Here is a 14,427-nt window from a genome sequence, read left to right on the forward strand (position 1 = left end):
ACGATGACTAAGGACGATATTCAAACGTTTATTGCGAATTTGAATAACTATTTAAATATTCCTGCTAATCTAAATAGTTTTCTTAAAAAATCAACGGTATCATGCAATATGGATGTTGGTGACAACCGTAAAACTTTAAACATTGAATTCGTCCTAAATAATGGCATTAAAGCTGAGTATTATCAAGATTATTTAGAAACGATTAAAGCCTTTGAGAATGAAAACAAAGAGCTTTATTTTAACTTTAACTTTACGGTTGATCAAAAATATTGAACTACAGAAATAATCAATGATGCAATCATTGATCTTTATTTGTTTTATAAGACTAAAAACCCGTTTGTTAGTGCAATTAATCAAATTAATGAACGAAGTTATGAAGTAGTGTTTGCTAATGCTGAAATGAAGCAAGCATTCGATGAACAATTAGATTGGTTAATTGAACGTTTAGATAAAATTGGTTTTTTTCAAATTACTTTAACAACATCATTAGACATCAATGTTATTAGTCGTAATTTAAACAAAGAACGCGAAGAAAACGCTAAAATTTTTAATAATAAAACTAGCAATGTAGTTAAAGAAAAAGAACCAGAATTAAGTTTAGAAGAATGTAAAGAATTAAATCAGATTTCTGAGAATGCAGAACTAACTGAGATAGCTGAATTTGATCCTGAAGAAGTTACTTCACTAACCACAATGTGAGGGAAGATTTATAGTTATGACTATAAAGTTAATGGAGCTAATAGAACATTAAGAATCGGGATTGCTGATAAGAATAGTGCCACTTCAATTTTTAGTTGAGTTTCACGCAGCCAACACCTATCAAGTGATTATTTAAGTAGTTTTAAAAAAGGTGATTGAATTAAGATCCAATTAAGAATTAAAACAGGTCGAGAACAACGTAAATTTACAGAAATCTTAAAGATCCAACATGTTGATATTCCTGAATGATTAAAACCATCTCCAGATGATTTTACAGATCGTCATGAGTTTTTCTTTCATACCAAAATGAGTGTTCATGATGGGCTTAATGATGTTGATGATTTAAAAGCATTTTGCGAACAAAATCAAATTAAAGATATTGCGATTACTGATACAGGAGTGGTCCAAGCATTCCCTGAATTGGCTAATTGAAAAGAAAAAGGTAATCCTGATATTAAAGTTCATTACGGACTTGAGGTTGATGTTTTTGATGATGAAGATTTTATTGTTAAAAACAATAAAAAATTACCTTTTGATGATGTTGTTTTTGTTGTTTATGATATTGAAACAACAGGACTGAATGCTTATTATGAACAGATGATTGAAATCGGCGCTGTTCGCATCCAAGTTAAGTTAAATAAAATTAATAACAAACTGGAATTTACTAAACTTGATGAGTTTGAAAAATTCATTAAAAACAAAAAACCACTTTCTGAATTTACCACGAGCTTAACTGGTATTAAAGAAAGTGATTTGAAAGACGCAAAAGATGAAAAAACCGTTTTAAATGAATTCATTGATTTCATTCAACCAGATGATATTTTAGTTGCTCACAACGGGATTGATTTCGACTTTATTTGATTAAATACCAAGATTGATCAATATCAATTAAAAACAATTAACAACCCAATGTTAGACACTTTAAGATTGGCATATCAACTATACCAATCTAAGAGTTATACATTGCAAAAATTAGCAACAAAATTAGGAATCAATTACGACGAAGAAGCAGCCCACCGCGCTAATTACGATACTGATGTTTTAAGTAAATGTTTAATGAAAATGTTAAGTGAAGTTAATGCTAAAGAATGAACTTCATTTTTAGATTTAAATGATAAACAAAAACTTGTAAACGCCCAAGGTGAAAAATTCACAAAACCATTAAAATCTTCGATAAAAATCGAAGAAAATAATAATTCAAGTGATGATAAAAAAGATATGTTGAATGAAAATTTATTCAACCGTATCAGAACTAGAAAAGCACTAGTTTATGCTAAGAATAAAGCAGGTTTAAAAAAGCTTTATAAATTAGTTAGTTTATCATCTACTGATCAGTTTTATGGAACACCAAAATTGTTCTGATCTGATATTCAAAAATACAGCGATGATCTATTAGTTTCATCACACCCATTATTAGGTCATGTGATTCATGCTGCTAAGTATGATACGAATGATAATTTAAGAAAAATCATTAAGAAGCATGATTTTGTTTTAGTGCCATTACCATCATTATTTAAAAAACAAGTTAGTCGCAATGATATTTCGTTATCAGATGTTCAAGATCTAATCAAAAGAATTATTGACATCTGTGAACAAGAAAAAATTCCATACACATTCAGCTCAGCTGCACACTATTTAAGAAAAGAACAAAAACAGTTTTATGAATGTTTAATCAGTGCTGAAGTTACTGGTAAAAAAATTCACCATTTTTATGATCGTGATATGAAAGCGAATCAGCAAATTCCTGATTTACATATCCGTAGAAAACAAGAAGTATATAACGATTTTTCGTTTATTAAAGAACCTGAAATTTTAGCAAATTTAATTCATAAAAATGGTGCTAAAATTTCATCAATGTTTAAGGATGATGGATTATTACCATATCCAAAAGATTTACATCCACCAAAGATTGAAGGCTCAGATGATAAATTAACTGAATTGGTAAAAAATCGTGCTTATGAATTATTTGGTGACAACATTGATCCGATCATTCAAGATCGAATTGATTACGAACTAAAAGCCATTGTTGGTAATGGTTATGGTATTGTTTATTGATTAGCTCACTTATTGGTTAAAAAATCCAATGATGATGGTTATATCGTTGGTTCACGGGGATCGGTTGGTTCATCAATCGTGGCATTGTTGGCTGGTATTTCTGAAGTTAATCCCTTACAACCATACTACTATTGTAAGTTGTGCAAAACTACAGAATTTATTGACGATATTGATGATGGACATGATCTTATCAACAAGCCATGTATTAATAAAAAATGTGATGGTGAAATGAATGGTGAAGGTCATAACATTCCGTTTGCTTCATTCATGGGATTCAATGGTGAAAAAACGCCAGATATTGACTTGAACTTTTCAAGTCAATACCAAGCAACTGCACATAACTACGTAAAAGAGTTGTTTGGTGAATCACACACCACTAGATGTGGAACGATATCAACCATGCAAGATAAAACTGCGTATAAGATTGCGCGGGATTATTTAGAACTAACCAACTCAATTGAACAAGCTGAAAAATTATCTGGTTGATATGCGAGTGAAATTAGTGAAATTAAAAGAACCACAGGACAACACCCTGGTGGGATTTTAGTTTTCCCTAAAGATAAAGAAATCGAAGATTTCTGTCCAGTTAACTATCCAGCTGATGATAAAAAATCAAAATGAAGAACATCACACTTTAAATTTGAATACCTTCATGACACATTGTTAAAACTTGATATTTTATCGCAAGAAGACCCGACAATTTTAAGAAAACTTTATCAGATCACAGGCGTTAAACCAGAAGAAATTCCTAACAATGATAAAGATGTATTATCTTTATTTAATTTAGAACATGGTTTAGATTTTGGTAAAAATGAGATCTTAAGAAATGCCACAGGTGCTTTGGGGATTCCTGAATTTGGGACCAAAACAACTCGTGAAATTTTAAAGATAGCTAAACCACAATCAGTGGCTGATTTAATTCGTGTATCTGGTTTAAGTCACGGGACTGATGTATGAACAGGTAATGCTGCTGATTTAATTCTTTATAAGAATTATCGCCTTGATGAAGTAATTGCTTGTCGTGATGATATCATGACTTATTTAAGTGGTATTGGGATTGAAAAAAAGACTGCTTTCAGCATCATGGAAGATGTCAGAAAAGGCAAGAAATTAAAACCTGAGTATGAAAAAGTTATGCGTGAATTTGAAGTATCAAATGACTACATTGATTCATGTAATAAAATTAAATACATGTTCCCCAAAGCCCACGCAACAGCCTATGTATTAATGGCATGAAAAATTGCTTGATTTAAACTACATCACCCGATGGCGTTTTATGCTGCAATTTATTCATACAAGGTCAAAGAACATGACGTTTTAACTTGTATTAATGGTGGCATTGAAGCTGTCACAAAACGCTATAAAGAAATTAAAACATTAATTACAAAAGCAAAAAATTCTAAAGAAAAAGTTGCACTCAAAAAGAAGGATGAAGATTTATTTTCAACCTATGAACTATACATCGAGATGCTTGAACGAGGCATTAAATTAGAACAAGTAAGTTTACAACATTCTGAAGCTGCAGAATTTACAGTAAAAAATAATAAAATTTATCCACCGTTTAATAGCATTGATGGTCTGGGTGATGAAATTGCAAAACTGATTGTTAAAAATCGTGATGAAAACGGCGGCTTTAAATCCCAAGCTGATTTAAAAGATCGCTGTAAGCTGGATAAAAATGTTTGAAATTATTTTGTTACCTATAAGGTATTTGGCGACTTGAAGGCAGATGAAAAAATTCGGTTATACTAAAATATATTAGACAATTAAGATATGGCTTCTGATTGAACTTGATTAAAGAATAGATTAATAAATGATAAAACGAAATCAAAGAGCTTTTGAATACCATCGTTATCAAGCTCAATGATTGATTTGGGGGAGTTATTAAAAGTAACTTCTAATATCTTTGATCATTCAATGCCAGGGATTATTTCGTATTTAAATAGTAATGATTATCTAGAATTAGATTTAAAAAAACTACGAGAAATTCCTGATGAAGAAGCAGAACGCCGCTTTGGTTTTGATGATGCTAAGGATTTATACAAACATTATGTTGATCAATTTAACAAGTTGTATAAATCAATGAAAAAACAACTTCGTGAAACGGGTGATGATTCCTTATTTATTGGTTTGCCATTAATTGAAGGAAGAAATCAATATGGTGATTATTACAAAGCACCATTATTATATGTTCAAGTTGAATTAAAACAAATCAATCAGTTTCAAAAAATTGTTTTATCAATCAATCGTCAAGAGTATTTAATTAATACGACAATTTTAGCTGTTGAAACTAACAAGCGTGGTATTTTATTTGAAAACAAATACGATCAAACTAAATTAAATCTTAACCAAGCATTAGAAATATTCAGATCACTTGATATTGGTTTTAAACAACCAATTACCAATGAAGTTGTTCCGTTTTTTGAAATAACCAAAAAAGACTTTGCTGCTAAATGAGCTGAAAACGGCGGTGTTAATAGTATTGCCAACAACATTATTTTGGGAATCTTTGATGTTAAAGGTGATAAGTTGTTGCAAGATTTTTCTGACATCATGATGAACGATCCTGTGGCAATTGATGATCTATTTACCAACAAACGGGATTTATTATTTAACCATGATGAGTTTGCCAATAACTATTCATTAAGTGATATTTATTTAGCCTCACACCTAGATTTTTTCCAACAACTAGCCGTTAAACATGCGCTGGATGGTAATGTTGTAATCGAAGGTCCGCCAGGAACTGGGAAGTCTGAAACGATCTTAAATATTTTGGTTAATATTGCTCTTAAAGGTAAGACTGCTTTATTCGTGACTGAAAAAACCACAGCCATGGAAGTGGTGTATAACAGACTGGGTAAATACAAAAATTTAGCACTATATATTCCTGCATTAGATAAAGAAGCTAACCGTTTTTATTCGCAGTTTTCTAGCTATGAAAAATTCTTTACGGATAACTATCACAACAATGTTTTAAACACTCCACAAGCTAAATTTGAACCAGGATATTTAAAACAATATTTAGATTTATCATTCCAGATTCAAAGAATATATAACCACCAAATTAGCTCTGGTGATTTTAGCTATCCATTCTTGGATTTAATCTTAAACTTTAAACCATTAGATGTTGATCATATTGAAATTGATGATTACACCAGATTTAATGAATGAGTAAGATTATTTACGGATGAATCTTGGTTAGTTAAACATAAAGAATACATCGTTTTGTATAACGAAATTGATGCAACATGAAAAGCTGAAACATTTGCTAAATTCTTGAAGATTTATCAAAATGATCCAAACGATCTTAAAACTTTAATGTATGCAATTCATCTTTATGTTAAGAAGAATGTTGTTAAAGAAAATTATGTCGTTCCGTTTTATTTCAAACCATACGATGAATTAATTCGATCAAGCCGATTGGTGGTTGATCAAATTAACCGTTTTTTAGAACTAAACAAATATAAGTCAGAAACTTATAAACGTATTATTCTAAAAAACGAAGAGATCAATATAAAAAAATACCAACGTGAGTATTTTAATTCTTGGTTTGTTCAAAATCATTCAAGTGCATATTTAGGTAAATTGAATTATGCCCAAAATGCGTTGGATCATTTACAAGAAAATTACAGTTCAGATGTTGATGTTTATATTCAATCATGTAAGCGTAATTTAAAGTCGATTATTATTCGTAATTTTTATACCTTATACAAAGAAGATAAAAAGACATTATTAGAAATCTGTCGTCAGGGACGAAATAAACATTTCAAGAATATTAATTGATGGTTTAACTTAAATCGTGACATTATTATGAAGCTATTCAAGATTCATATTATGTCGTTTGAAACTGCTTCTGTTTTGTTAGAAAACAAAAAAGATTTATATGACTATGTAATTATTGATGAAGCCAGTCAAGTATTTTTAGAACGCGCATTACCAACCTTATACCGTGCTAAAAAATACATTATTGCAGGTGATACCAAACAACTTAAACCAACAAGTTTTTTCTCATCAAGATCTGAATATGACGAAGTTGCATTAGACCAGATTGCTGATGAAGATTTAATTGAAGTTGAAGAATCATTAAACGCAGTAAGTTTAATTCATTTCTTAAAAGAACGCAGCCGTATTAACGTGATGTTAAAGTATCACTATCGTTCTAATTTTGGTGATCTAATTGCTTTTACCAACGATCATATTTATGACAGTGAATTAATCTTCATGAATAAAGCGATCAAACAATCTAATTCGTTTATTGTTCATGATGTTGTTAATGGTAAATGAAAAGATCGTAAGAATGTTGCTGAAGCCCAAGAAGTTGTTAATCGGATTCAAAAATTAACATTAACCGAAGATTATAAAAAGACGGTTGGGGTGGTTGCTTTTAACAAAAATCAAGCAACATTAATTGAGTTATTATTAGATAAACTAAACGATCCAAGAGTTAATGAATGACGTGAAAGATACAACGAAAACGGTGAATATGTTGGGTTGTTTGTTAAATCAGTTGAAAATGTTCAGGGTGATGAACGTGACATCATTTTATTCTCAATTGCTTATGATAAGACCGTAACTTCTTATGGTCCAATTAGTAGTGTTAATAATGGAATTAACCGTTTAAATGTGGCAATCACACGATCTAAGGATCGTATTGAAATTTTCAAATCATCAAAAGCTAGTGAATATAATGGTTGGGGTTCGCCTTCTCCTGGTTCACGGTTATTCGTTGAATATTTAGATTATTGTGAAAAAACTGCAATGAATGTAAATATTGCAACATTTGATAAACAAACCAGAGAAATCGAAGAAAAATTAAAACAAAAACCACAGATTTTTAGTGATGTTAAAAAGACATTAGAACAAGCCTTTGGACAATACTTTACCATTAAACAAAATGTGGATAATGGGTCTTATAATTTTGATTTCGTAATCTATTATGATGACATTCCATTCTTAGCGATTGATCTTGATATCAAAAACTTTAATGGCATGGCTGACTTTAATGAAAACTACGTTTATAAGAAAATCTTCTTAACTAAGCGTGGTTGAAAACACTATAACCTTTGATCAACTGAATGAAAACTTGATAAGAAAAAAGTTTTATTAGATATCAAAGATATTTTAGATAAAAGAATTAGACAAATTAATAGCGAAAAGAACCAATAATTTAATTTTTTTAAAAGGTTATTTATTAATTAAGAATAGTTTATCTTTATTTAATTTTGAGGAAATCTTGTGAATAAATTAATAAGCTTCATAAGTCATAAAAGTTTATATTGCAACATAATTGCATCAGTATTTTTATTGCTATTTTTTGCTGTATTTATTTATTGAAAAATAGAATTCCCGACATTTGATAAGTCATTTTTTGAAGTAAGCAATATTTCTTTCTTCAGTAAAATTTACTATTTTTATCTTATCTATTTTTTGTTTATAGTTTTTAGTTTAAGTTTTGGGTTGTCGGTTATTTGTTATTTCAACAAAATAGCGCTTAAAAAACAAATTAAAGAAATTACTAACATAAGCTTTGCTTATGTTCTTGTTTCGTTTTTACCAATCATTGGAATCATAATAGATTTATTGCTTCTTAAAAGAAGTTCTTTAAATTACCGTGATTGAGTTTTAAGTAAGAATTATGAAACAAAATGATTTCTTAAAACATTCACCTTGGTGCAAATAATTTTTGCAATAATATGTTTTATTTTTTTAAACACAATAACATTTTTAGTCCACGGTTTAGTAGCATTTGATTTTTTATCTTTAATAACTATTATTCCTGTTGGTCTTCAAATATTAGCAATATTAATTTTATTAATCCTTGTCGTGTTGTTAGTTATTCATTTCACAGAATATGCAAAACTTAAAATTCTAGTTGATGTAGATCTTAAACTAAAGAAGAAAAACCTTTGTAAATTGTTTTTTTCTTCTTGAAGAATAACTCACCCAATGTATAAACTTGAAGTGTTTAACAATATAGATATTCAAGAACAACAAAATTAAATTTATGAAAAAAAATATTGGGTTTTTTGAGCTATAAAAGTTTTATTGTTAATACACTTTTTACAGTATTCTTGATAATATTTATTGCTAGCAATTTTTATCTTAAGAATATTTTAATTAAAGATGTAGATGTTAATCAATTAGAAGAACATGAAAAAAACTTATTTCTTTTTAATGTTAATTTTCAAGAATCTTTAATTTATATTAGCTCATTAATATATTCAATAAGTTTTGGGTTTGTATTAATTTTTTACATAAACAAAATTTCATTAATTAATAAAATCTACGAAATAACAATGATAAATCGATGATTGATTATTGTTTCAATTTTTCCTGTTGTTGGAAGTGTTGTTGATTACTTAATTTTTAAAAAATGCTTTAACTTTTTTTATGAATATAAACAAAATAAACTAAGGGCAAAAGATTTTGAATATCATTTTATTCAATCGATTAATTTAACCCAATGGATTTTTAGTTTATTTATCTTTTCAATTATTAATTGGATCTTGTTTGTGAACAAAACCACGAAGATTATTGGTAATTTGTTTGGTGTTGATGATCCGTTATTGTTAACTGATATTCCTTTGTATTTTAATTCTTTATTAATTGCTTTATTAATAACAATTTATTTAACAATGTTGATAATTGATTGGAAACTTAAAAAACAGATTGTTGCTAAGTTTCAACTAAAAAACAAAGATGTTTATAAATATATCTTCTTACCTTGGTTGTTAACAAAATCAATGTATGAAAATCAAAAATTTGTTAAGTTTGATTTAACAATAAACTAAATTAATCTTAATTAAATATTCTTGAACTTTTTAATTATCTAGTATAATTAATATAAGAATTATTATGATGCGACAACCTGCGGGTTGTCGTTTATTTTTTAAATTCATGAGTGTTGATAATAAAAGTTTCTTAGAAGCGATTGAAACAATCGCTCAATCTAAAAATATTTCTAAACAAGAAATTAGTGTCATCTTAAAAGATGCGATTATTCGAGCATGTGCTAAGGAAGATCCAGATCAAAGAATTGATGTGATGATTAATTTTGATTCTGGATTGTTGAAAATCTTTAAATTATATAAAGTAGTTGAAGATAACGTGCCAGAAGAAGAGTTTGATGAAATTAACGAAATTTATTTAAAAGATGCACTTAAAACTAATCCAACAATTCAGGTTGGTGATGATTTCTTAAAGTCATTAAATATTGGTGATTTATCAAGATTAGTTGCAACAAATATTTCGCAATATTTCCGTCAAAAACTATCAGAATTAGTTAACAAACAAGCTGTTGCTGAATGAACTCCTAAACTAAATAAAATTGTTCGTGGAACAGTTGAAATTGATGAAAATAACCAAAACGTTTTATTAGTTAATTTAGGCGGAATTTACGCATATTATTACAAAAAAGATTGAGTAATCAACGAAGAATTACAACCTGATAAAGAATATGATTTCGTATTAACTCAAATCAAAGAACAATCTAAGAGTTGACCATTAGTAGTATCAAGATCTGATGCTAGATATGTGCAACACGTTTTAACTGAAAACATTCCTGAAATTAAAGAAGGAATTGTTGAAATTAAAGCAATCCAAAGAGTGGCTGGACAAAAAACAAAAATTGCAGTTTCATCAAACAATCCAGACATTGATCCAGTAACACTTATCTTAGGAGATGGTGGTAACCGCATTAAATCAATTGCTGCTGATTTAATTGAACACACAGCGGGCGTTAAAGTTAGTAACGAAGTTATTGATGTATTCCACTGAAATGATGATCCATTTAAATTAATTGCTAATGCATGTTATCCAGTTGATATTATCGGGATTGATGTTTTAGAAGATTCAGAACGTGATAAGAGTGTTGATATTATCGTTGAAGATCAATATTTACCATTCTTAATTGGTCGCGCTGGAATTAATGTAAGACTATTATCTTATATGACTGGCTGATCAATTGATTTCAAAGGTCATTCTATTGCTATTGAAGAAGGAATTAACATTGTTCCTTTAAACTATTCACCAATCAACAATTCAGTATTAGTTGATCAATTTAAATTTAGTAACCGTAGAAGTAGAATTGCATCTAAACAATCATTCAAGAAAGTTGATAAGATTGAAACTCCATTGGTGGCATTCTCAACAGCTAATGAATCTGATTCAGATATTAAGGTTGATATTGACAGTATTTACACTGAACCAGAACAACAACGTTATGAAAAAATTGACATCACTAAATACCAAGCTAAAAACACAGCACAAGAATCAATTAGTGATGAAATAAATGACGAAATTTACGAAGAAATTGCACAATTTGAAGAATTCAACCCAAGTCAAATTGATGAAGAATTAACAGAACAAACACCAAGTGAAATTGAACCACAAATCAGTTCAGTTAACATTGATGAATCAGATATTTCAAACCAATTAGCTAACCTTGATGTTAATGATTTAGCCATCAACAACACTCCAAATTTAGATGCTAATAAATCAACAAAAGCAACTAAAAAAGATAAAAAAGCTAAAGATGAAACCGTTGAATTCGTTCCTGTTGACGAATCAGACTATGACAATGTTCAAAATGATAATGCTTCAATTACGCAATTAATCCGTGAACTAGATACAACTCAAACTCAGAAAAAAGAAGTTAAAAAAGTTGTTGTAGTTGATGATAAAAAAGATAAAGACAAAGATAAGAAAAAGAAGAAAAATCAACGTCAAAGCTTGGACAGTTTTGAAGACTTATAATACCTTATTAGCTTATGAAAAAAACCAATCTACGACTTGATTTAATAACCAAAAAACAATTGTCTAAAAACCAACTACACCGTTTGGTTTATTACAACAACCAATTAATTTTAGACAACGATCAAACAATCAAGGCTAGAGGCGTTTATTTCAATAAAGAAAGCAAACTTATCATTGATAAAAAAACCAAAGCATTAATTCAAAGAAATTTGAGGGTTAAGATTTCAGAAGAACAATTTGAGATTTTTAATAATGCATTAAATAAACGAGGTCAATATGAAGAAAAAACCAGCAAATAAAAAACAGTTTGATAAACGATCAAAGATTGATATTAAATCATATTTGAAAGAAGTTAAAGTTGGAGTTAAGGATGGTGTTTTTATTTATACCGACCCGTTAAGCATTGATCAGTTTGCCAAAAAAATTAACCAACCAGTAGCAAAAATTATTAAATATTTCTTTGCAAAAGGAATTAATACGATTAATCTAAATACAATTTTATCCTTAGAACAAATTGGTGAATTGTGTTTAGAATTTGGACTTGATTTTAAAATTGAAAAACAAGTAACCAATGAAAACATTTTAGATAATATTGAATTCAAAGATAAAGAAGAAGATCTAAAAAAACGTCCAGCGATTGTTACTGTAATGGGACACGTTGACCATGGTAAAACTTCATTATTAGATGCAATCAGATCGACCAATGTAACGTCTGGTGAAGCTGGTGGAATTACCCAACACATTGGTGCTTATCAAGTTAAACGTGATGAAGAATTAATTACTTTCATTGATACCCCAGGGCATGAAGCGTTTACTGAAATGCGTGCTCGTGGTGCTAATATTACTGATATCGTTGTATTAGTTGTGGCTGGTGATGATGGAATTAAACCACAAACCGAAGAAGCAATTGACCATGCTAAAAATGCTGGTGTGCCAATTATTGTTTTCGTAAACAAAATGGATAAACCAACAGCCAACTTTGATCGTGTGGTGCAACAAATATCTAAATATGATTTAATGCCAGAAGAATACGGTGGTGATACGATCTTTGTTCAAGGTTCAGCCTTAAAACAAGAAGGTTTAGATCAATTATTAGATTCAATCTTAACGTTAGCTGAAATTAATGAATACAAAGCTAATCCTAATGCTGATCCATACGGAATTGTAGTTGAATCTAAATTAGTATCAGGACTAGGACCACAAGCTACTGTAATCATCAAACGTGGAACTTTAAAAGTTGGTGACTATATCTGTATTGGTGCTGCGTTTGGTAAAGTGCGTTTGATGCAAGATGAAAATGGTAAGAATATTAATGAAGCCACGCCATCAACTCCTGTTAAGATTTCAGGGTTAGATATGGTTCCAGAAGTTGGTGAAAAATTCTTAGGATTAGCTACTGAAAAACAAGCTAAGGAATTATCAGAATCATACAAGATCAAACAACAAAAACAAAAGCATTTAAGCATGCAAGAAAGTCATGAGAAAAAAACTCGTGTCAATACTGATGGTATTAAGTGCTTAGATTTAATTATTAAATCAGATGTTCAAGGTAGTCTTGAAGCAATCAAATATGCAATTTCTAACATTAATGTTGAAGGGATCACTACTAACATCATTCGTGCTTCAACTGGTGCAATTTCAGAAACTGATATTAAACTAGCACAAGCATCAAATTCTACGGTTATTTCGTTTAATTTATCAGTTCCCAAACAAATTAGAGATCTAGCTAACTCATCAAATATTGAGATCTTATCTTATGAAATTATCTATAAGATGGTTGAAGATCTAGAAGCAATCATGAAGGGTGAATTAGATCCTGTTTATGAAGAACAAGAATTAGGTCAAGCAATTGTTCGTGCATTATGAAGACACTCAAAAATTGGAACGATTGCTGGAAGTTATGTGCAATCAGGTAAAGTTGTTAAAAACGGAATGTGTAGAATTGTTCGTGATGGTGTAATTATTTACAAATCTAAAATTGGTTCTTTAAAAGTTAAAGAAAACTTTATAGATAAAGTTGATAACAACAAAGAATGTGGAATTGTAATTGAAAATTACAATGACATTAAAGAAAACGACATCATTGAAGTTTATGAAGTTGTTAAAAAACGAGTGCAATAATGAGTAACATTAAAACATTAAGATTAGAAGCAACAATTCATAAGATTTTAAATAATGCGATAGCTACTGAAATTGAAAACCGTTTGGTTCGTGAAAGTTCAATTACATCAATTAAACTATCAGCTGATAAAAGTTCTGCTAAAATTTATGTAGATTGTTTTATTCAAAAGAACATTGCTAAAACATTGCAAGCTTATGAAGATATTAAGGGTGTGTTTCGACATATCCTAAGTAAAAAACTAACAATTCGTAAGGTTCCAGAATTACACTTTTATCAAGATAATAGTGTTGTTAATGGAATGAAAATTGATCAAATTTTAGAAGAAATTAAAAACGAAGATAAGAACAAATAAAGTTATATTATGTCAAAGAAAACTAACATTTTTAAACGTTATCAAATGTCGTTAAACAACGACAAATTAATGAAAAGAAAGTGAATTTGAATTGGTGTAATTACAACCATTTTAATGATCTTTTTTGGTGTTATTCTAGGAATCATGCAACGCTTTATTTCATTACCACCAACACAATATCCAGCTGTTAATAGTGCCAATGATTTAAACCAAGCAATGCGTATTATGGCAATTATTTACTTTGCCATTTTCTTTATTCCTTATCTTTATTTCATTGCTGCATTTTTCTCAGGAATTAACCAAGTATACCGTTCTTTTGTATTACACATGGTAATCTGATCAACAATCATGATTGGATTATTAATGTTGTTTATTACATGTATCTTATTGATTGTTGGATACAGTAATCTAGATAGTTACAATTTAGCAAGAAACTTCATGTAAG

The 14,427-nt window shown here is 29.3% G+C and carries 8 protein-coding genes; all 8 read left to right on the forward strand.

The window, feature by feature from the left end; translation table 4 throughout:
- The first annotated feature begins 3 nt into the window (after positions 1-3).
- The 8 genes from JJE79_RS00425 to JJE79_RS00460 all read left to right on the forward strand — a co-directional run bounded on the left by JJE79_RS00425 (position 4) and on the right by JJE79_RS00460 (position 14,426).
- Positions 4-4,506, forward strand: coding sequence for a PolC-type DNA polymerase III (locus tag JJE79_RS00425; RefSeq protein WP_222926536.1), 4,503 nt, complete (start codon positions 4-6; stop codon positions 4,504-4,506).
- 21 nt (positions 4,507-4,527) lie between these two features.
- On the forward strand, positions 4,528-7,920 hold the full coding sequence (locus JJE79_RS00430; RefSeq protein ID WP_222926538.1) for an AAA domain-containing protein: 3,393 nt from the start codon (positions 4,528-4,530) through the stop codon (positions 7,918-7,920).
- 1,130 nt (positions 7,921-9,050) lie between these two features.
- Positions 9,051-9,545 carry a hypothetical protein gene (locus JJE79_RS00435; protein ID WP_222926540.1) on the forward strand — a complete coding sequence of 165 codons (495 nt, stop codon included), beginning with the start codon at positions 9,051-9,053 and terminating at the stop codon, positions 9,543-9,545.
- Positions 9,546-9,612: 67 nt separating this feature from the next.
- On the forward strand, positions 9,613-11,508 hold the full coding sequence (gene nusA, locus JJE79_RS00440; RefSeq protein ID WP_255565848.1) for a transcription termination factor NusA: 1,896 nt from the start codon (positions 9,613-9,615) through the stop codon (positions 11,506-11,508).
- A gap of 14 nt (positions 11,509-11,522) precedes the next feature.
- The gene (locus tag JJE79_RS00445; protein ID WP_222926542.1) at positions 11,523-11,807 is read left to right on the forward strand and encodes a DUF448 domain-containing protein; all 285 of its coding nucleotides are present in this window, start codon (positions 11,523-11,525) and stop codon (positions 11,805-11,807) included.
- Positions 11,785-13,629 (forward strand): translation initiation factor IF-2, encoded by a 1,845-nt coding sequence (infB, locus tag JJE79_RS00450; protein WP_222926544.1) that lies wholly within the window; start codon positions 11,785-11,787, stop codon positions 13,627-13,629. The genes JJE79_RS00445 and infB overlap by 23 nt, the downstream gene beginning before the upstream one ends.
- The gene (gene rbfA / locus JJE79_RS00455; RefSeq protein ID WP_222926546.1) at positions 13,629-13,982 is read left to right on the forward strand and encodes a 30S ribosome-binding factor RbfA; all 354 of its coding nucleotides are present in this window, start codon (positions 13,629-13,631) and stop codon (positions 13,980-13,982) included. The genes infB and rbfA overlap by 1 nt, the downstream gene beginning before the upstream one ends.
- A 9-nt stretch (positions 13,983-13,991) precedes the next feature.
- On the forward strand, positions 13,992-14,426 hold the full coding sequence (locus tag JJE79_RS00460) for an MPN157 family protein (protein ID WP_222926549.1): 435 nt from the start codon (positions 13,992-13,994) through the stop codon (positions 14,424-14,426).
- Position 14,427: the final 1 nt, after the last annotated feature.

It is taken from the genome of Mycoplasma sp. E35C (genome assembly GCF_019873825.1).
Classification (GTDB): domain Bacteria; phylum Bacillota_I; class Bacilli_A; order Mycoplasmatales; family Mycoplasmoidaceae; genus Mycoplasmoides.